This is a genomic window from Pseudomonas morbosilactucae, from assembly GCF_023241715.1.
GTDB classification, from domain to species: domain Bacteria; phylum Pseudomonadota; class Gammaproteobacteria; order Pseudomonadales; family Pseudomonadaceae; genus Aquipseudomonas; species Aquipseudomonas morbosilactucae.
In genome coordinates, this window is record NZ_JALQCW010000004.1 from 23,135 (window position 1) to 42,381 (window position 19,247).

At 58.9% G+C, this 19,247-nt stretch carries 16 protein-coding genes and 2 pseudogenes; 8 read left to right on the plus strand and 10 right to left on the minus strand.

Annotated elements, in window-relative coordinates; genetic code table 11:
- Positions 1-53: 53 nt before the first annotated feature.
- A complete protein-coding gene (locus M1B34_RS01415; protein WP_268263300.1) occupies positions 54-659 on the minus strand; it encodes a TetR family transcriptional regulator in 606 nt (201 codons plus the stop codon).
- A gap of 131 nt (positions 660-790) precedes the next feature.
- Between M1B34_RS01415 and M1B34_RS01420 the strand changes: the two genes are divergently transcribed.
- From M1B34_RS01420 to M1B34_RS01435, 4 genes are all read left to right on the plus strand, one after another.
- Positions 791-1,873 (plus strand): alkene reductase, encoded by a 1,083-nt coding sequence (locus M1B34_RS01420; RefSeq protein ID WP_268264240.1) that lies wholly within the window; start codon positions 791-793, stop codon positions 1,871-1,873.
- Between the two features lie 50 nt (positions 1,874-1,923).
- Positions 1,924-2,712: an SDR family NAD(P)-dependent oxidoreductase gene (locus M1B34_RS01425; RefSeq protein ID WP_268264241.1), complete on the plus strand. Its 789-nt coding sequence runs from the start codon at positions 1,924-1,926 to the stop codon at positions 2,710-2,712.
- Positions 2,713-2,750: 38 nt separating this feature from the next.
- Positions 2,751-3,611 carry an alpha/beta fold hydrolase gene (locus tag M1B34_RS01430; RefSeq protein WP_268264242.1) on the plus strand — a complete coding sequence of 287 codons (861 nt, stop codon included), beginning with the start codon at positions 2,751-2,753 and terminating at the stop codon, positions 3,609-3,611.
- Between the two features lie 124 nt (positions 3,612-3,735).
- Positions 3,736-4,737 (plus strand): NADP-dependent oxidoreductase, encoded by a 1,002-nt coding sequence (locus M1B34_RS01435; RefSeq protein WP_268264243.1) that lies wholly within the window; start codon positions 3,736-3,738, stop codon positions 4,735-4,737.
- 97 nt (positions 4,738-4,834) lie between these two features.
- Here M1B34_RS01435 and M1B34_RS01440 read toward each other — a convergent pair whose 3' ends face one another.
- Positions 4,835-5,743: a LysR family transcriptional regulator gene (locus tag M1B34_RS01440; protein ID WP_268264244.1), complete on the minus strand. Its 909-nt coding sequence runs from the start codon at positions 5,741-5,743 to the stop codon at positions 4,835-4,837.
- An 85-nt stretch (positions 5,744-5,828) separates the two neighbouring features.
- On the opposite strand from M1B34_RS01440, the gene M1B34_RS01445 reads away from it, so the two are divergent.
- The 3 genes and pseudogenes from M1B34_RS01445 to M1B34_RS33925 all read left to right on the plus strand — a co-directional run.
- Complete coding sequence (locus tag M1B34_RS01445) at positions 5,829-6,341, plus strand: SRPBCC family protein (protein WP_268264245.1); 513 nt, start codon at positions 5,829-5,831, stop codon at positions 6,339-6,341.
- A gap of 452 nt (positions 6,342-6,793) precedes the next feature.
- Positions 6,794-7,720 (plus strand): annotated as a pseudogene (locus tag M1B34_RS33920) (HAMP domain-containing protein); the annotation flags it as partial.
- Positions 7,721-8,065: 345 nt separating this feature from the next.
- Positions 8,066-8,581, plus strand: a pseudogene (locus M1B34_RS33925) (methyl-accepting chemotaxis protein); the annotation flags it as partial.
- A gap of 427 nt (positions 8,582-9,008) precedes the next feature.
- Here M1B34_RS33925 and M1B34_RS01455 read toward each other — a convergent pair.
- The 7 genes from M1B34_RS01455 to M1B34_RS01485 all read right to left on the minus strand — a co-directional run bounded on the left by M1B34_RS01455 (position 9,009) and on the right by M1B34_RS01485 (position 17,432).
- Positions 9,009-10,271: an OprD family porin gene (locus M1B34_RS01455; RefSeq protein WP_268264247.1), complete on the minus strand. Its 1,263-nt coding sequence runs from the start codon at positions 10,269-10,271 to the stop codon at positions 9,009-9,011.
- A gap of 118 nt (positions 10,272-10,389) precedes the next feature.
- Positions 10,390-12,042: an AMP-binding protein gene (locus M1B34_RS01460; protein ID WP_268264248.1), complete on the minus strand. Its 1,653-nt coding sequence runs from the start codon at positions 12,040-12,042 to the stop codon at positions 10,390-10,392.
- Entirely contained in the window at positions 12,039-12,779 is a 741-nt protein-coding gene (locus M1B34_RS01465) for a nitroreductase (RefSeq protein ID WP_268264249.1), read from the minus strand. The genes M1B34_RS01460 and M1B34_RS01465 overlap by 4 nt, the downstream gene beginning before the upstream one ends.
- A 39-nt stretch (positions 12,780-12,818) precedes the next feature.
- Complete coding sequence (locus M1B34_RS01470) at positions 12,819-14,165, minus strand: MFS transporter (protein ID WP_268264250.1); 1,347 nt, start codon at positions 14,163-14,165, stop codon at positions 12,819-12,821.
- A gap of 171 nt (positions 14,166-14,336) precedes the next feature.
- Positions 14,337-15,353 carry an AraC family transcriptional regulator gene (locus M1B34_RS01475; protein ID WP_268264251.1) on the minus strand — a complete coding sequence of 339 codons (1,017 nt, stop codon included), beginning with the start codon at positions 15,351-15,353 and terminating at the stop codon, positions 14,337-14,339.
- Positions 15,354-15,478: 125 nt separating this feature from the next.
- A complete protein-coding gene (locus tag M1B34_RS01480) occupies positions 15,479-16,168 on the minus strand; it encodes a hypothetical protein (RefSeq protein ID WP_268264252.1) in 690 nt (229 codons plus the stop codon).
- A gap of 79 nt (positions 16,169-16,247) precedes the next feature.
- A complete protein-coding gene (locus M1B34_RS01485; protein ID WP_268264253.1) occupies positions 16,248-17,432 on the minus strand; it encodes an aldo/keto reductase in 1,185 nt (394 codons plus the stop codon).
- A gap of 188 nt (positions 17,433-17,620) precedes the next feature.
- On the opposite strand from M1B34_RS01485, the gene M1B34_RS01490 reads away from it, so the two are divergent.
- Positions 17,621-18,601 carry an AraC family transcriptional regulator gene (locus tag M1B34_RS01490; protein WP_268264254.1) on the plus strand — a complete coding sequence of 327 codons (981 nt, stop codon included), beginning with the start codon at positions 17,621-17,623 and terminating at the stop codon, positions 18,599-18,601.
- Between the two features lie 92 nt (positions 18,602-18,693).
- Here the strand turns inward: M1B34_RS01490 and M1B34_RS01495 are convergent, their stop codons facing one another.
- Positions 18,694-19,113 carry a Gfo/Idh/MocA family oxidoreductase gene (locus M1B34_RS01495; RefSeq protein WP_268264255.1) on the minus strand — a complete coding sequence of 140 codons (420 nt, stop codon included), beginning with the start codon at positions 19,111-19,113 and terminating at the stop codon, positions 18,694-18,696.
- Between the last annotated feature and the right edge of the window lie 134 nt (positions 19,114-19,247).

Here is a 19,247-nt window from a genome sequence, read left to right on the forward strand (position 1 = left end):
GAGGGGGAGCCATTGCTTTGCCAATGGCTCGTTATGAAGTGCCAACGGTTTTATTAACCAGCATTGCCTTCGGACACAGTCCCGTCCGGTTCGTCCCCTGAAGGCATCAACGATGGGAGGAGGGTGTCGCGGCAGGCCGCGAGAATCTCATCAGCAAGCCGCGAGTCGTCAGGGCAGGCGCGTGACAGGACGATGGCGCCGACTACCTGCGCCATCAAGGCGAGGCGTTTGGCCCGTGCCTGGGCCGAGTCCGCACTGTTGTGCTTGTCTTGCAAGACCGCGAGTTGGGCCTCGATGCCGGCAGCAAAGGTGGCTCGGACATCGTCCTCTTTGCGGGCCGCATCCCCGCACAGTGCGGCCATCGTGCAGCCTGAGGCGCGATTGTCGCGATGCTCGCGAGAGAGATAGACCTTTACGAATTCAGACGCTGAAGACCCCACGGTCAGCTCGGCGGATTGCAGCAGGCCGCAGCTTGCCGACTCCGCCATCAGGTCGGCTTTGGAGCGGAAGTGCTTGTAGAAGCCGCCCTGAGTGAAGCCAGCCGCCGCCATCAGGTCGGCGATGCCCACCCCGTCATAGCCACGCTCGCGAAAAAGCGCGGACGCAGTTTCCACGATATGCGCCCGATTGGCCTGCGCCTGTTTTTTAGTGACTTTCATCGCTCACCCAACAACGTTTATCCAGCTGTGATCGCGCCACTATACATTGATGTTGATCGACATCAAACCGTTGACATTTTAGAGTTCGATCGTAATCATTGGCGTCATCCCACTCGCTGAAGTTAACCAAAATGACCGAGAAAACCCTGTTCCAGCCCTACGTCCTGGGCGATCTGACGCTCGCCAATCGCATCGTGATGGCGCCGCTGACCCGCAACCGCGCCGGCGCCGGGTTAGTCCCCGGCGAACTGACCGCGACCTACTATGCCCAGCGCGCTTCGGCCGGCTTGATCATCACCGAGGCGACCCAAGTCTCCGCCCAGGCCCAGGGTTATCAGGACACGCCCGGCCTCTACACGCCCGAGCAGATAGCCGGCTGGCGCAAGGTCACGGATGCCGTGCATGCCGAGGGGGGACGCATCTTTGTTCAGCTTTGGCATGTCGGTCGCGTTTCTCACGTTGACGTGCAACCGGGCGGCGCTGCGCCGGTCGCGCCTTCGGCGATCCGGGCGCAGACCAAGACCTTCGTCAATAACGCATTTGTCGACGTTTCCGAGCCACGCGCCCTGGCGCTGGGCGAGCTGCCAGGCATCGTCAACGACTTTCGCCAAGCGGCGGCCAACGCCATTGCGGCAGGCTTCGACGGTGTGGAGATTCACGGCGCAAACGGCTATCTGCTGGAGCAGTTCATCAAGGACGGGGCCAACCAGCGCACGGATGCCTACGGTGGCTCGATAGAGAACCGCGCACGCTTGCTGCTGGATGTGGTCAGCGCCGTGGTGAAAGAAATCGGTGCCGGTCGCACCGGGGTGCGCATCTCGCCAGTGTCTCCGGCCAACGGAATTTCTTGCAGCGCTCCGCAACCCCAATACGCCTACATCGCCGAGCAACTCGACGCGCTGTCCGTCGCCTATCTGCATGTCGTGGAAGGGGCGACCGGAGGCCCGCGGGATGCGGCCGAGTTCGATTACGACGCACTGCGCCAGCACTTCAAACAGGCCTACCTGGCCAACAACGGCTACGACCTGGAGCTCGCCACGACCGCCCTCAACGCCGGCAAGGCAGACCTCTTTGCCTTCGGTCGCCCGTTCATCAGCAACCCCGATCTGGTTGACCGCTTGAAAACCGCAGCGCCCCTGGCGCCGCTCAACCCGGCCACGCTCTACGGCGGCGGCGCTGTCGGCTATACCGACTACCCGACGATCGCCGGCTGAAGCTCTATCTGTGTGACTCACATCAAAACCCCTTGCGAAGGAATGACCCCATGACAAAGCCTGCGACCGTTCTCATCACCGGTGCCTCCAGCGGTATCGGCGCCATCTACGCCCAACGCTTCGCCCGCCGTGGCCATGACCTCGTGCTGGTTGCACGAGACAAGGCACGCCTCGAGGCTCTGGCAGTACGCCTGCGAGCAGACAGCGGTGTGGCTGTCGAAGTGCTGCAGGCCGATCTGACCCAGCCGGCTGATCTTGCCGCGGTCGAAACGCGCCTGCGCGACGACGCTCAGATCGGCATCTTGATTAACAACGCCGGGATTGCTCAGTCCGGGGGTATCGTCCAGCAGAACGCGGAGTCCATCGATCGCCTGATCGCGCTCAACATCACGGCGTTGACCCGGCTCGCGGCAGCCGTGGCGCCGCGTTTTGCACAGTCGGGTGCCGGTTCCATTGTCAATCTGGGTTCAGTGGTGGGTTTTGCGCCCGAGTTCGGCATGACGGTTTATGGCGCCACCAAGGCCTTCGTGCTGTTCCTGTCCCAGGGGTTGAACCTGGAATTGTCGCCGAGCGGGGTCTACGTCCAGGCCGTACTGCCGGCAGCAACCCGCACTGAAATCTGGGAGCGCGCCGGGATCGACCTCAACACCATTTCCGAAGTCATGGATGTTGAAGAGTTGGTCGATGCCGCCCTGGTCGGGTTCGACCGCCGCGAGCTCGTGACCATCCCGCCGCTGCACGCAGAGGGCCGTTGGGATGCGTTGGACCAGGCTCGTCAGGGCTTGCTGTCCGACATTCGACAAGCCCGGGCCGCCGAGCGTTATCGAGATCAGGCCTGACCTTCCGCACGCGCTTGCCCAAATCCGAGGAATCACTGATGAGCCGTTCGATGCCGGTTGCCCAACTGACACCCTCTTACGTCCAGGCACCCAACAACCTGGTTGTCGTGGGGGAGACCGAGTTTGCATACCGCGAGCTGGGTGTGCGCACCGGCATCCCTGTTTTTCTGCTGAATCATTGGGGGGCTGTGCTGGATAACGTCGACCCGCGAATCGCCGATGGTCTTGCCCGTCATCACCGAGTCATCGCCATTGATTACCGAGGCATCGGCTTATCCGGCGGCGTTGCCCCAGTGACGGTGGGCGAGATGGCCCGCGACACCCTCGCGCTGATTCGTACCCTGGGCTTTGAGCAAGTCGATGTGCTGGGTTTTTCGCTGGGCGGTTTTGTGGCGCAGGACCTGGCGCTGAAGGCGCCGGCCCTGGTGCGCAAACTCATACTGGCTGGCACCGGCCCTGCGGGAGGGCAAGGCATCGAGCGCGTCGGTGCGTTGTCCTGGCCGCTGATGCTCAAGGGTTTGTTGACGTTGCGCGATCCCAAGACTTATCTGTTCTTCACCTCCACGCAGAATGGTCGGCAAGCAGCCCGTGCCTTTCTGACGCGGCTGAAGGAGCGCACATCCGCGCGCGACAAAGGGCCGACGCCTCGGGCGTTTCTTCGCCAGCTCAGGGCTATCAAGGCCTGGGGCCGGCAGGCGGCGCAGGATCTTGGCCGCTTGAGCATGCCTGTCCTGATCGTCAACGGAGACCACGACATCATGGTGCCGACGGCGCTGAGTCACGACATGGCCCGGCGCATCCCCCAGGCGCAGCTCGTGATCTACCAGGACGCGGGGCACGGCGGCGTTTTCCAGTACCACGCAGAGTTCGTCTCCAAGGCTCTGGACTTTCTGGCGTAGACATTCGCTTGGGCGCCAGGCAAGCAACCAGTTCCATAGCCCGGCAGAGCAGGGGCCTGGAGCGGATCGTGTCAAACCCAAGCCTTACCGACACCTCACACAATTCCATCGGAATCACAGCACGATGAAAGCGCTTACGTTCAAACGCTACGGAAAATCGCCTGGAATCGGCTTTGCCGACGTTCCTCGCCCAGAACTGAAGCCCAACGACATTTTGGTCGAGGTGCATGCCGCTGGCATAAACCCCATCGACAACATGATCCCCACGGGAATCTTCAAGGCCGTGTTGACCTTTCAATTGCCAGCCATCATCGGCAGCGATCTGGCGGGCGTCGTGAGCGAGGTTGGAAGCAGCGTCACCCGCTTCAAGAAGGGCGATGCGGTCTTTGCTAATGTGTTCGACCTCGGCAATGGGGCAATTGCCGAATATGCGGTTGTCCCTGAACACCTGGCCGCGCCGAAGCCGGCCAATCTGGACTTTGTGCAAGCGGCCTCCATTCCGATGGTGGGCCTGACCTCCTGGCAAGCATTAAAGGAGCGCGCTGACCTCCGGCCTGGCCAGAAAGTATTCATTCCGGCGGGGTCCGGGGGCATCGGGACCTTTGCAATCCAGTTGGCTAAATACCTGGGGGCCAAGGTGGCAACCAACACCAGTACCGCCAATGTCCAGTGGGTGAGCAGCCTGGGTGCGGATGAGGTGATTGACTACAAGAAGTACGGGTTCGAGAAACTGCTGCGCGGCTACGATCTGGTGCTCGGCACAATCAGAGGGGACGCGATCGAGAAGTCCGTCGACATCCTCAAGCCTGGCGGCAAGATCGTCTCCCTGGTCGGGCCGCTGGATAAAGCGTTTGCCCGCGCTCGTGGGCTGAACGTTTTTCTTGGTTTTGTCTTCGGGCTGATGAGCCGCAAAATCGTGCGGCTGGCGCGGAAAAAAGACGTGGAGTATTCATTCCTCTTTGCTCGCCCCGATGGCGACCAACTCAATGAAATTGGCAAACTGCTCGAATCCGAGCGCATTCGGCCGGTGATCGACAAGGTCTTTGCGTTCGAACAAGCCAAGGATGCACTCGACTACCTGGCCCAAGGCCGCGCCAAAGGCAAAGTGGTGATCAGGATCAAATAGACAACGCAGGGGTCATGGACATGACCCTGTTTCAACGACCCTCAGGGTCGCCAAAGAATATGTCGCCAGGGCCCTGGATCAATGGGGTGAACCGCCCTCAATCCAGCCTCCGGCAGGTATCGATCAACAGCGTGCGCAGCCACTGCTGGCCTGGGTCGTGATGGGTTCGTTCATGCCAGGCCAGGGTCTTGCTGAACCCCGGAACCTCCACCGGCGGTTCAAGCATCACCAGGCCATCGGCATGCAACGCCAGGCGACGCGGCACCACGGCGATCAAATCGCTGGTACGCAGGATCTCTGGGAGCACCAAAAAGCTGGTCACCGAGAGGGTCACACGACGTGATCGGCCGATGCGTGCCAGCGCCTGGTCGGTCACGCCCTGAAATGAGCCGCCGGAAGGTGAGACCAGCACATGATCAAGGCTGCAGAAGCGCTCCAGCGACCATGTTTTTGCAGCCGCGTCAGGATGCCCGGCGCGCATCACGCACACGTAGCGCTCATCGAACAGCGCCGCCGCGTGCAAGCCCGGCGCAGTGCTGTCTGGCGTGACCAGCGCCAGGTCAATATCGCCACGGTCCAGTTGGCCCGCCAGGTGTTGAACATCGACCGGCTGCACGGCGACCCGGATATTCGGCGCCTGCAAGCGTAAGGCGCTGAGGAATGGCACCACCACGGCCCGTAACGCGTAATCGGTGGACGCCATCGAGACGATCATCTGCGCAGTGGCTGGATCGAAGGCTTGGGGTTGCAGCATCTGTTCGATGTCACTGAGCAGTTGCTTGACCGGCGCCGCCAACTGCTCGGCGCGCAGGGTGGGCACCATGCCGCGTTGCGCGCGTACGAACAGCGGGTCGCCAAAGCTTTCACGCAGGCGGGTGAGCATGCCGCTGACGGCGGGCTGGGTGAGCGATAAACGTTCAGCAGCGCGGGTGACGCTGCGTTCATCGAGCAGCGCGTCGAGGGTTTTAAGCAGGTTGAAGTCGAGGTGTCTGATATCAGGGTTCATGATGTTCAGGATAAAAGATGGCGATTGGCGTTATTTCACGCTAGCACCCAGCATGACGTCAGTCCAACAACTGTGAGTGCTGATCATGAATGAAATCCTCTGGCCGGAAGGCTATCTGCCTGGCTTCACCGAAAACTTTGTCTCCAATGAACTCATCGTCGCGGGCCTCGGCACGGCTGATATCTGGCCGTTACTGAGTCATGCGCCGCAGTGGCCGAGCTACTACGCCAATTCGGCGAACGTAAGGTTCCATCACGGCACGGGTCCTGAATTGAAGGAGGGTGTGCGCTTCTATTTTGAAACCTTCGGCTTTCCGGTTGAGGCGCAGTGCAACGAATGCGTAGCCCCCGCCGATGGCCAGCCAGCACGGATTGCCTGGCACGGTTGGGCGGGCGAGGGCGATAGCCGCCTTGATGTGCACCATGCCTGGCTGATCGAGGATTTGCCGGGCGGTCGTGTGCGCATCCTCACCCAGGAAACCCAGAAGGGTAAGCCTGCCGCAGAACTGGCGCTGGCCCGGCCCAATCCGATGATCAACGGGCATCAGGATTGGCTGGAGGGGTTGGTCAAGGCTGCGCGTGAGGCAAGCCAGTCCTGAGACCTTCGAAAGTGCCTCGCTTTGAGGCTGGAAAATGTCTATGGGGCGGGGGCAGTCCAGCTCTCGACTCAAGGGCTCTCTCGTAAAACCCAGTCAATAAGATGTTACGCATTGGCCAACATTGCTTTCTGCTTGGATGTTCGCCGTGCAAAAGCTCCCGGTATCGTTCTAAAGTGCGCACCGTCGCGGTCGATAATTCAGAGTACGCATGGGCTCTATCTCCTCATAACAACACATGCGACGTTCAGCGCTAGCGTTTCCCCTTGCCAAAACTATAAATACCCGCAGGTGAAGTCATGAATATCAAGCAGAAGCTGACCTGGGCGTTCGCGGCTATCGCGTGCGTCCCGGTCATCCTGGTCGCCGTTTTGGTGGTGCTGAATCTGCGAGAGGGGGCCCAGGCCAATTTTCTCGACAGCAGCGGTCGCGAGATCCGCCAGATCGACAATGGCATGAAGCAGTTTTTCGATGGCATCAGCCAAAACGTCGACTACGTAGCCAAGGACCCGCGGGTGGTCGCAGCCAAAGACCTCAAGAGCTACGCTGGCGCCGAAGCCGCGCAAATTCCCCTCACTCAGACCAACAAAGAGCTGCTGGCGATATTCGACCAGTTCGCCAAAAGCCATCCGAGTACTGCTTACCTGTCCCTGGGCCTGAGCGATGGCGGTTACGCCAGCTGGCCGGACGACGCCAAACTGAACAACTACGACCCACGCGTACGTCCCTGGTACAAAGCGGCCATCGCCGCGCCAGGTGCCACCGTGCGCACCGGGGCCTACTATTGGGCGCCGGACGATGTGACGCTGATCGGCACCGTGCACACGGTCGCCGACGCCGCCGGGAATATCCTGGGGGTGGTTGGCTTGGACGTGTCGCTCAAACAGCTCACCGAACTGGTGCGCAACATCAAGCTGGGCGACAGCGGCTACCTGATGCTGGTGGAAGCCAACGGCAACGTGCTGGTAGACCCCAGCGACGCCAAGCACAACTTCAAACCCCTGGCCGACCTGGGGCCCAACTATGCCGAACTCGCCAAGCGAGGCGATGGCGTGACCCAGATCGAGATTGATGGCGTGCCCTACATGGCCAACGTGGTCAGTTCCAAAGACCTGGGCTGGCGCTTTATCGGCCTGATCAAGCGTGATGAAGTGATGGCCGACGCCACCCGCCTGACCTGGTTGATCGCCGCCATTGCAGCGGCATTGGCGTTGGTGTTCGCGATTGTCGGCGCCAGCTTTGCCAGCGTTATCGTGCGTCCGATTCGCGGCGTGGCCGACGGCCTGCAAGAAATCGCCGAAGGAGAGGGCGACCTGACGCGCCAGCTCAAGGTGCAGGGCAAGGACGAAACCGCCAGCTTGGCGGGCTGGTTCAACCAGTTCCTGGGCATGATCGCCCAATTGGTGCAGCGCATCGGCAGCGCCTCATCTGACCTGCAGACCGCCGCCGCCGACTCCAGCGAAGTGGCCAACAACATGAACCAGGCCGCAGGTCGCCAGCGTGAAGCCGTGGAGCTGGTGAGCACGGCATTCAACGAAATGGTCGCTACTGCCAACGAAGTCGCGCGTTCATGCAGTGCCGCCGCGTCGAGTGCCGACGAAGGCTACCGCGACGTACATGACGGCCAGCAGCACATCGGCGAAGCCACCGGCAGCGTGCTCAAGCTCAGCGAAGACCTGCAAAAGTCGACCCAGACCATGCAGTTGCTGGAGCAGGACAGCCAGAACATCAACACCATTCTCGACACCATCCGCTCGATTGCCGAGCAGACCAACCTGCTGGCGCTCAACGCAGCGATTGAAGCGGCGCGCGCCGGTGATCAAGGCCGAGGTTTCGCCGTGGTCGCCGACGAAGTCCGCGCCCTGGCTCGTCGGACAGCCGATTCCACCGGCGAGATCGACAGCTTGCTGGGCAATCTCGCCCGCCGCACCCAGGAAGTCACGCAGCAGATGCAAGGCAGCCTGCAGGTGTCCCACGCGAGTGTGGAACGCATCCAGCAGGCCCGTGACAGCTTTGACAAGATCCGTGGCTCGGTGGACTCGATCCGCGACCAGAACACGCAGATCGCCACAGCCGCCGAGGAGCAGCACCAGGTGGCCGAAGAGATCAATCGGCACATCGCGCAGATCCATGCCGATGCCCAACTGGTCGAAGGCTTTGCCCAGTCCTCACAGATTGGCTCGGGTCGATTGATAGAGATTTCTGGTCAGCTCAAAGGCCTGGTGGGTCGTTTCAACTATTAGCATCCCTGCCCGAATGAAAACGGTGAGCCCTCACCGCTTTCACTCGGCCGGTCTACGCCGCTTTTATCGCTTCCACCGTTCCACTGAGCGCTTCAGGCCGGTCTATCGAATCGCAGAGAGTCCGGTCGGAGCTGTCCTCATCAATAGCCCACTTGGCCTTTCATAAGAAACTAATAATGCCCCCAGTTTTGCCCCCACTTGCACCGTGCGTGCGAGCAATGGCGAGCGGCGATTTATGACCAAAGACCAAGATGGTACAGGGTGACTTTCGGTGTCACTCCAGATTGGAATTGGGTGAGTTCTGGTAGCCAATATTGGTGCAGCAAAGCGCTAGGAGGAGAGGCCGCATCCAGGTTCAGCTTTATGAATGGAAGAACGTGCGGTTGGACGGCTGTTGGCGCAGCCGACCAACGACTGACTCCATTCGTCAGAACTTAAATGTATACCGGAAAATCAGGCGGTTTTCGTTGGCGCTATCGGCGTACGTCGACCGATTGGTCGAGTTTCGCCACTGCGCTGACACATTTTTGAACGGCCCACTCTGGATGGTGTAAGTGATATCAGTCACACGCTCCCATTCCTTACCGTCCTCTCCTTCAAGTCGTAAGCGGGCGGCCTGAGCCGAGCTCAGTAACGTCGGGTCTACCTTTTGTCCTTTCGCATACTTCAAACCAAGGGTGAGTCCAGGCAATCCTGCGGCGGCAAGATCAAAATCGTAACGTGCAATCCACACCCGTTCCTGAGGCGCCGTAAAGGTGCTGACCAGCGACTCGCCGAACAGATAGGTATCAGCGCCGTTGACCATGGCGAACGGCGTATCGCCCCAGGCCCTCTGAAAGCCAACGCCCAGGGTGTGACCGCTCTGGCGAAAAGACAACATCGTGCTGAGGGTACGGTTATTCACATCACCCACCCCTTGATCGCCTGTATCGCCGGCCGAAAAGTAGCGAACGTCAGACAGCACGGTACCGCTGCCCAGCGCGTGTTCATACTTGAGGCCAAAGAAATTCGAGCGGTAAAGGTCTTCCAACTCAGCCACGTGGTAGCTGAGTGAGAGTTGGGGCATCGGTTTGTAATCAACCGCCAGATAGGAGAAATGATCTGCCTTTACCGGCTTGTACCCGAACGCCGTCAAGGGTTCGAAATCCGTGGAGTTGCGTTGTTTGACCGCGTTGATACGGATTGCACTGAAGGTCAGGGAATCCAGCTCTTTGGATACCAGCATCCCACCCCGGAACACTTGCGGCAGCAGTCGGCTGTTATTGCTCGACAGCAGCGGGAGTACCGGGTTGAGCCCGCCGATGCGCAGCTCACTACGGCTTAGGCGGGCTTTTGCGGTGGGTATGAATTTGCCGTATTGATCTTCTACATTGCGCCGCGAGTCGTAGGCCAATAGGCCTGACCCCGTACGCTCAGGGCTGGAGTCGAGTTTCACCCCGAGCAAACCGAGTGCGTCGACGCCAAAACCCAACGGGCCCTCGGTGAATCCGGACTGTAGATTCAAAATAAAGCCCTGAGCCCACTCATCGCGTTTCGATTGGCTGGCCCCTTCGTTACGAAAGTCCCGATTGTAGTAGAAGTTGCGTAATTCCAGGCTGGTCTGTGTATCACCGACAAAGTCTGCAAAGGCGTTTGGCGCCGCAGAGGAAAACAACAGGATCGTCACCGACGTCGTACGGTTTATTGCCATCTCGAATGCACCTTTTGTTGTTGTTTTTGGTGTTTGCGGCGCGCACGCCCCCTCAGAGGGAGGCGCTTGCGCGCTCCGCATGCCGACAGTCTTGAGGTCTAGTAAAAAGGGTGAGGTGTCAGCCCGTTGAGGCCAGCCGTACGATTGCCTCTTGGCTTCCGGCTTGTTGGCGCAGGATGAACTTCTGGATTTTCCCTGTGGCGGTTTTCGGCAGCTCCATGAATATCACGCGGCTCGGGCACTTGTAGCGGGCCAGGCGCGCCTGGCAATACGCGATCAATTCAGCTTCGGTGGGTGGCTGAACCTGGCTTCTGAGCTCGATGAAGGCGCAGGGCACTTCACCCCATTTGTTGTCTGGCTGCGCCACCACGGCGGCATGCAACACCGATGCGTGACCATGAAGAATGTCTTCGATCTCTACGGATGAAATGTTTTCACCGCCAGAGATGATGACGTCTTTGGTGCGGTCGGTGATTTGCACGTAACCGTTGGGATGAACCACGGCGACATCACCGGTATGGAACCAGCCGCCCTCAAATGCTTTTTGCGTTGCGGACTGATTTTTCAGATAACCCATCATGACGGTATTGCCGCGCAACAACAGTTCACCTGTAGTCTGGCCATCATGCGGAACGGGTTCGAGTGTTTGTGCATCGGCAACCAGCAAACCTTCGAAAGCTGCCGCCCGCGCGCCCTGTCTTACGCGCATCCTGGCTTTTTCGGAGGGGCTGAATTCATCCCAAGTGTCCTGCCAGACGCAACTGACCGGAGTACCCGCGACTTCGGTGATGCCGTACACGTGGTCGACCTGAAAGCCCATTGAAACCACCGCGTCCAAGACTGTGGCCGGGGGAGGGGAACCGGCCGTCAATACACGCACAGGGTGGGGGAGACTGAACGGTGTTGGGGTGTTCGCAAGCATGGCCATCACCGTCGGTGCTGCACAGAAGTGATTGGCTTTATGTTCGACAATGGCGCCGAAGACAGCGTCCGCTGTCACTTTGCGTAGGCAAATGTGGGTGCCTGCCGCAGCAGTGATCGCCCATGTGAAGCACCAACCGTTGGCATGGAACATGGGCAGCGTCCATAAATACCGTGGCGCCTGGGCAAGCGGCCAATTGGTCATCTGCAGTAAGCTCATCAGGTAGGTGCCCCTATGGCTGACCACGACGCCTTTGGGATCGCCGGTGGTGCCGGAGGTGTAGTTGAGGGCTATCGGCTGCCATTCCGTGCCGGGCCATACGCCCTGGAAATTCGGGTCTCCTTCGGCAAGCAGGGCTTCATAGTCGATCCCATCAATTGCGCCAACTGCCGGGGCCAGGTGATCTCGGATTATCACGATTGCCGGTGGGCGTTCGAGCTTCTTCAACGCGGCACTGGCCACGGCCATGAACTCGCAATCCACCAGCAGCAAGCTGCACTCACTGTGCCGCAGGATAAATGCAATGCCTTCGGCATCCAGGCGATGGTTGATGGTATTGAGGATGGCGCCGGATAAAGGAATGCCGAAGTGGGCTTCGATCATTGCCGGGGTGTTCGGGGAGAGAATCGAAACCGTCTCCCCTGGTTGCACGCCCCGGCCCACCAGCGCTGAGGCGAGGCTATAACAGCGCTCACGTGTTTGTGCCCAAGTACGCTGCAGTTCTCCGTGAATAATCGCGACACGCTCAGGATGAACCAACGCGGCGCGGTCCAGAAATCCCAAGGGTGTTAACGGAACATGGTTGGCTGGGGTTTGATCAAGTCCACTTGCGTACGCTGCACTGATCATGGGCAGGTCTCCTTATTATTATGATGAAAAATGGCGAAAGCGCTGACCGGTTCCCGAGCTGTCACTAGAGTGTTTTCAATGGCCTTGGGGTCGGCATAGCCAAGGCTCATGCCACACACCAGCATCTGGTCGGCGGGAATGCTCAACGTCTCTGAAATGACGTTGTGGTATTTGAGAAATGCGGCCTGCGGGCAGGTGTGCAAACCCCGCCCACGTGCTGCCAGCATGATGCTTTGCAAAAACATGCCGTAGTCCAGCAGGCTGCCCTGTTCCAGGACGTTGTCCACGGTGAACAGCAGGCCCACCGGTGCATCGAAGAAACGATAATTGCGCCCATGCTGTTCGTGCATGTGCTGCTTTTCACCCTTGGCGATGCCGAGCAGTCCATAGAGGTCCCAACCCACCTTGCGCCGCCGATCGATGTAAGGCGTGACCCATTCGTTCGGGTAATAGGTGTAGGGATCCTGCAGGCCGCTGCTGAGCTGTGGGTCGTTATCTATCGCGCTGATGGCCAACGACAGGCGCTCTTTCGCCGCACCGGTTACAACGTGCACCCGCCAGGGTTGCATGTTCACTCCCGAGGCACTGAAACGTGCGACATCCAGAATCGCTTCGATTTCTTCATGCGCTACGGCGGTCGGCAAAAAGGCCCTGACGCTGCGCCGTGATGTGATTGCCCAGTCGACAGTACGCTGGGTTTCTTGCGCAGACAGCGGCGTGGGTGACAGGCGATTCAAGATACGTATCCTTTTGGCAAGTCAGTTCCGGGTGAGCCGTCAGTGGGACAGGGCCGGTAATTTGCTGGCCTGATGGGAGTCAGCCCGTGACTGATTGACGAACGTGATCGCCAGTGCGCCGATCAGGCCTGCCAGCGCGATCACCATGAAATTCTGCTCCAGCGGCAAAGCCAGTGAAACGAGCCAGCCGATCAACACCGGCGCGATGATTGCGCCGATCCGACCCACTCCGGAGGCGAAGCCCACACCGGTGGAGCGAATGGGCGTGGGGTAGAAGTCCCCGGCATAGGCGTAGGCGATCAACTGGGTACCCAGCGTCGAGGCACCGACGATGAACACCACGACAAACAACAACTCGGTTGAGCGTGTGAAGGCCATCGCTGTGAGTGCCAATGCCCCCACGATGTAGAACGCAATCAGCACATATTTGATATTGAGCTTGTCGCTCAACCATCCCCCGCCGATCGCACCTACAATCGCGCCCACGTTGAACACGATGACAAAGTTCAGGGCCGATCCGAGGCTATGACCCGACATCGCCATCAACTTGGTCAGCCAGGAATTAAGCGCATAGACCATGAAAAGCCCCGTCATGAAGGCCAACCAGATCATCACCGTGCTGAACCCGCGACCTTCGCTGAAGAGGCCCTTGATCGGGCTGTCGAGTGCGGCTTTGGTCTCGGTTGGGTTGCCTACCAATACCGCGTCATTGCTCAGTCGGAGAGTGGGGCTGATCCTCTGAACGATAGTGCGTAGTTCAGCCTGGCGGCCTTGTTTGAGCAAATACGCCATGGACTCCGGCATGGTTTTCAATATCAGGGGGATCAGCAGCACAGGCAGCCCTGCGACAAAGAACACCGACTGCCAGCCATGGCTCTCGATCAGGTGTTTTCCTGTCAGTGCAACGAGAATGCCGCCCACGGAGTAGCCCGCGAACACCAGGGTGACTAACCGCGTACGCAGCTTGGCCGGTGAGAACTCGCCCATCTGCGCGGTGACTATCGGCAAGACGCCGCCGATTCCAAGACCCGCGATAAAGCGCGAAATGCTGAAGCTGATGGGATCACTCGTCAGCCCTGCGGCGGCGGTAAACAGGCTGAACAGCGCCACACAGATCGCGATCATTTTTGGACGGCCGATGCGGTCAGCCAGTGTGCCGAGGAAAATGGCCCCGAGCATTGTTCCCAGCAGGGCCGACCCCGCCATCACGCCAGCACTGGTTGCGTCGATACCCATGTCCTGCATGATGGCGGGCAGGGCCGCGCCGACCACGGCAAGGTCATAACCATCGATGATCAAGATAAGCACGCACCAGAACAGAATCAGCCGGTGAAACCGGTTGAATGTGGATTCGCCCGCGAGCGTATAGACGTTCACTGATTGCATGAGGTGTCTCCTTCAATCTTATTGTTGTTGGTGAAGTGCACTTGGCGAGATTCTAGGAAGGCGAACAGGTGCCGCCCATGTCGGGTGGCACCAATTTGTGTGAGCTGTTTGGGCATGCGTGCAACGCAGTGCACTGAGCGGCGTTGGGGGAGGGTGGCCGCAGGGGGAGGCTTACTCCTCCAGACGTCCCCGTCGATAGGCGCCGGGGCTGACGCCGGTCCATTTCTTGAACGCCCGATGAAACGCACTGGTTTCCTCGAAGCCGGTGGCGGCCGCAACCTGTGTCACGGTCATATCGCCACGCGACAGCAGGTCAATCGCCATGTCGCGACGAAGGTTGTCCCTGAGGTTCTGGTAATGCGTGCCCTCGGCTTGCAAGCGGCGTTGCAGTGTCGAGTTGGACATGTGAAGGATCACCGCCAGCTCATCGCGCTCGGGCCATTTTTCCGGGCTTGATCCACGCAAGTAGCGTCTTATCTGTGCACTGAGGCTGTCGTCGTTGCGGTATTTCACCAGAAGGCTGCCGGGGGACTCCTTGAGGAAGGCGGCCACCGTGGCCGGCGACTGCGCAATTTTCATGTCGAGGAATTTTTTGTCGAAACTGACCTGGGTCACGGGCGCGTCGTATTCGATGTCTTCACAGAAGCGCATGCGGTAGTCGCTTTGATCCTCAGGCCTGGAGGCCCGGAAACTGAGCCTGTACAGGGGAATACGCTGGTTGACCAGCCAGCATGACAGCCCGTGTACGAGGATGAACCAGGTGCCATAGGCAAATAGGCGGCGCAGGACACCCTGGTCGTGTACCACGATAAAAGCCTGATCGCCCTCGACCTGCAACTCACCATGAATGTCATCCAGAACCAGCCGCAGGAACGACAGCATTCGCTGCAGTGCCTGGCCCAAGGTGCTGCAGTCCAGGAGCGCATGGCACATCAGCTTGAAGCTGCCGCGACGCATAGGATGGGTGTCGATGCCAAAAAATTCGTCATCCAGCAAGTCGGCTATCTCCACCCACAGTCGGGCGAAGGACGTCGCTGAGACTCGCGCTTTCGGGGCGTTGAGCAGTTGCGGGTCAATGTCGGCATTGGCCAATGCCATCGTCAGGTCCAGGCCCCGTTCTCTGGCGCTGTGCAATGCCTCATGCACCAAAGCCATTGACGTGGTGCCTTTGTCCTGGAGGGGCGTCATGGATGTTCCGTGCAGGTGTGGTTGGCGCTAATGTAGGGCTAACGCACATCCACCGCCAGCGGGACGAGTAGCTTCTCGGCTCAGGCGCGTGCGGGCGTGCCTGTTTTTCGCTCGACTCTTTATTTTTAAGTCGGAGGGCTGAGCGCAGAAAGTTTTCTTGCTCCTGCTGCAGAGTTTAACCAGAGCAGAATGGCAGCGAGAGAGGCGGCTACTATCAGCGTAAGCCACATGATGACCAACACGCTGAATGTGACGCTATTGTTTAACTCACGGAAAATGCCGAAGGCAAAAGCGGTGTACCAAGACACACCCGAAACTGCGCCTGATGCGAGAAATAAGGCAGCTCTGCTGCGGGAGACTCCAAAGAGCAGGGGGCGACTCAAGTCGCGTAGAGCTTCTGGCAACACAAACGCATGGATGATGATTCCATTGATGGTCAGGGCGATCACCACAATTATCTTCGCCCAGAGTTTAGGGTTATCCAATTTTCCCGGCGACTCCATCGCGTAAAGGGCTAGGAAACCAAGGCCTGATAGCCATAGGAGGCATAGTCCCGTAGTGACCGCGTCGCTGATGAAGTGAAAGGTGCGTCCGATTTCAACTGGGAGGCTCCCCCTGCGCATCCAACGGAAAATCCAGAGGTCTAGCATGGTTGCCCCGCCGAGACCGAAGCACATACCGAGCAGGTGTATACCGACAAGGAGTGTCAGAACGTTTAGCTGTGGGAGTGGATCAGGCAAGGGAATGCTCAGCGCAAGTGTGTCTGCGAATAAGTGACCGCTACTGGAGAGCGCAAATAGGCCGCCGAAAATCATGAAAGACGTTCGTATCTTCATTTGTTACGACCTCAGGCTAGTGTTCTTATTCAGCGGGTAGCACGGGCGTGGCCCTTATTCAGGAAGGAACCGGTGCTTGCGCATCGATCAAGCTCTGGCTCTTGAGCTCCTCCCAAAAGGCTGACGGAATACCGACCTTCATCGCTTGTACATTGGAAACTATCTGCCCCGGCGAACGCGCCCCCGGAATGATCGCGGACACTTGCGGATGTGCCGCGGCGAACTGCAGGGCGGCGGTATGAATGTCAATGCCGTGTCGGCTGGCAACCGCCATGATCCGCGCGCGCTTTTCTACCGCTCCGGCAGGTAGATCCATGCTGAAGTTGTATCGGCTGCGCCCTCCCAGAAATCCATCATTCAGGGGTGTTCCAACCACGACACTGGTGCCCTTGCTTCTCAATGCCGGAAAGGTGTTGCGCAACGCATCGCTGTGGTCGAGGAGGGAATACTGACAGGCAAGCAACACGATGTCGGGCGTCGGGTCATGACTGGTCAGCGCCTGAACCACGGCGTTCGGTGTATTGACTCCGAAGCCCCATGCCTTGATGAGTCCTTCATCACGCATTTTTTCAAGCTCAACCATCGCCCCTGTGCGCGCAATTTGATACGCCGCTTCCCATCCGCCCTCCAGCTCGGTGTTATCTGGCGAGAGGTCATGGATAAAGACGATATCGATACGGGGCAACCCCAGACGCTGCTGGCTGTCTTCCACGGAGCGACGCGTGCCTGCTGCGGTGTAGTCATATCGATAGTTAAAGGGCGCCGGCGACTTCCAGATGGCATGGTCCGCGCGCAGGCCACCAGCGGCCGTCAATACGCGGCCGACCTTGGTGGAGACCACATAATCGTCTGGATTTTTGCCGTGCAGGAAGCGGCCCAGACGATATTCACTCAAGCCAAACCCGTAGAACGGCGACGTGTCGTAAAGCCTTACACCCGCCCCCCAAGCCGCCTGCAGAACCAAGGCCGCCTGCTCGTCGCTGATCGGCGCAAAGATATTGCCAATCTGCGTCCCGCCCATACCAAAGCGTTGAGGTGTCATGTATCTAATGGCATGTGAGGGCGAATTGAGGGGCAGGCCTGTGCGCACGAGGCGGCCTTGCGTAGGCATCACGCTTCCGCGCTCTGTCAGTGAAGAGGGCGCTGGGGCTGTAGCCACTGAACTTGCGACACTCGATGCTGGCAGCAAAGTGGCTGCAACAGCACCCGCCGCCGAATAAGTAAGAAAATCTCGTCTGTCCATCCAAATTTCCTTTCGCAACTGAGGGCTCACGGGCTCATCGAAGCCGGTCTTCATGCTAGAAACTAGAACAACGAGGGTTGGCCGGGTGACCCTAATGCGCCATATCTTTTGCACAATCCTGCCGATGCACTTGTGCTGGTCACGCACTCTCAGCAGACTCGAACTTTCCGTAAACAGGGGGGCATGTGATGACGAGCGGTTCCTTCTCGCAGTTCGGTTTCGGCCATGTGCATTCCCTGGCCTTGAGCGAACCCGCTCAGCCCAACGAGCGCCTCCAGGTACTCAGACGGCTTATCGAAAAAGTCACCCTGCAGATTGGTTTGAACGAGGTATGCACAACATCGATTCCAGGGCTGACCTTTTATCGAATGGCCGAACTGGGTACGCCCACGTACTGCATTTATGAGCCTTGCGTAGCCATCATTCTGCAGGGTGCGAAGGAGATCACGTTCGGCGAGGAGGCCTGTGACTTCGGGCAGGGGGCGTTCTTCGTCACTTCGGTCGATATACCCACACTGGCTCGCGTTACCGCCGCGAGCGAGCAAACCCCTTATTTATCAGTTGTGTTGAAGCTCGATCTTGCCATGCTCAATGAGGTGATCCAGACCTTGGAACCCCCAAGGCAGGAAATGGCTTCTGAAGCACGAGGCTTCGCATCTGGTGCGGCGTCGAGTGAGATGCTCGACGCGTTCACCCGACTCTCCACGCTGATCGAACGGCCGCTTGAGGCAGGCTTGATGTCGAACCTTATCAAGCGGGAGATATGCGTTCGGCTGCTGCTCAGTGGCGCAGGCCAGTGGCTGCGCAGCGTCACTCGCGATGGTTACCGAGATAAGGGCATCGTGAGAGCCATTGAATGGTTGAAACATCATTACGACAAACCGCTGCACGTGGCCGATCTCGCCCAACGATCGGGCATGGCCAGCTCTACTCTGCATCACAACTTTCGCAAGCTGACAGGCACCAGCCCCGTTCAATATCAAAAGTCGTTACGGCTGCAAGCCGCGCGCAGCCTGATGTTGACCGATAGGGTTGATGTGAACACGGCCGCCTTGCGGGTCGGCTATGAAAGTGTCGCTCAATTCAGTCGCGAATATGCCCGGCGTTTCGGAGCCCCACCCTCGAGAGACATCAAGCACGCACGGGAGAATGGTGGACGGCTCGACTAATTAAGCGACCCAATCTCCCCAATCCAGACAGAGATTGGCGCAAGTCGCAATTGTTAGCTGTCGAGGTGTCGAATTCAGCTCGGCGTCTCGAATCATTCAGGCATCGGCGCAAGCGTCAAAAGCGTACCTCCTTGCCGAGCTGAAGCGTAGGCGGCGTCCATGACCTGCATGATGGCCTCAGCGTCGCGCAATGAGGCAATTGGCTTGGCGCCGTTACGACACTCATCAAGCACTTGTTTGACGAACAGTGGGTAATAGACGTCAGTGTCCAGTTGCAGTCGGCGGCTTCGAGTGCCGGCCGCAAGGTTCTGTCGGTCCCTTATTTCGATTCGGTCGGGACCGGATTTGGCATACATGCGATCGGATGAAAGGGTGAAGGAGAACTCACGCTGCTCATCAACGGTACTGGGGAAACTGTATCCCGTTTCCACAACTCCGATCACGCCATCTTCAGTCTGCAGGGTCAATAACGAATAGTCTTCGATGGCCCCCCGATGTGTGAGCGAATTCATGACGGCTGAGACTCGCGAGACCTCCTTAATGAGTTTGATGAAAACCGGATTTTTATTAATTATCCCATATCGTTATTGTGACGATTATTTCGCTCGCCCAATACCTGGTAGCGTGACTTCTGCGATCGTTTGAA

Coding starts and splice junctions, on each gene's coding strand:
- M1B34_RS01415 (WP_268263300.1), bottom strand. CDS start 659: ATGAAAGTCACTAAAAAACAGGCGCAGGCCAATCGGGCGCATATCGTG.
- M1B34_RS01420 (WP_268264240.1), top strand. CDS start 791: ATGACCGAGAAAACCCTGTTCCAGCCCTACGTCCTGGGCGATCTGACG.
- M1B34_RS01425 (WP_268264241.1), top strand. CDS start 1,924: ATGACAAAGCCTGCGACCGTTCTCATCACCGGTGCCTCCAGCGGTATC.
- M1B34_RS01430 (WP_268264242.1), top strand. CDS start 2,751: ATGAGCCGTTCGATGCCGGTTGCCCAACTGACACCCTCTTACGTCCAG.
- M1B34_RS01435 (WP_268264243.1), top strand. CDS start 3,736: ATGAAAGCGCTTACGTTCAAACGCTACGGAAAATCGCCTGGAATCGGC.
- M1B34_RS01440 (WP_268264244.1), bottom strand. CDS start 5,743: ATGAACCCTGATATCAGACACCTCGACTTCAACCTGCTTAAAACCCTC.
- M1B34_RS01445 (WP_268264245.1), top strand. CDS start 5,829: ATGAATGAAATCCTCTGGCCGGAAGGCTATCTGCCTGGCTTCACCGAA.
- M1B34_RS01455 (WP_268264247.1), bottom strand. CDS start 10,271: ATGGCAATAAACCGTACGACGTCGGTGACGATCCTGTTGTTTTCCTCT.
- M1B34_RS01460 (WP_268264248.1), bottom strand. CDS start 12,042: ATGATCAGTGCAGCGTACGCAAGTGGACTTGATCAAACCCCAGCCAAC.
- M1B34_RS01470 (WP_268264250.1), bottom strand. CDS start 14,165: ATGCAATCAGTGAACGTCTATACGCTCGCGGGCGAATCCACATTCAAC.
- M1B34_RS01475 (WP_268264251.1), bottom strand. CDS start 15,353: ATGACGCCCCTCCAGGACAAAGGCACCACGTCAATGGCTTTGGTGCAT.
- M1B34_RS01480 (WP_268264252.1), bottom strand. CDS start 16,168: ATGATTTTCGGCGGCCTATTTGCGCTCTCCAGTAGCGGTCACTTATTC.
- M1B34_RS01485 (WP_268264253.1), bottom strand. CDS start 17,432: ATGGACAGACGAGATTTTCTTACTTATTCGGCGGCGGGTGCTGTTGCA.
- M1B34_RS01490 (WP_268264254.1), top strand. CDS start 17,621: ATGACGAGCGGTTCCTTCTCGCAGTTCGGTTTCGGCCATGTGCATTCC.
- M1B34_RS01495 (WP_268264255.1), bottom strand. CDS start 19,113: ATGAATTCGCTCACACATCGGGGGGCCATCGAAGACTATTCGTTATTG.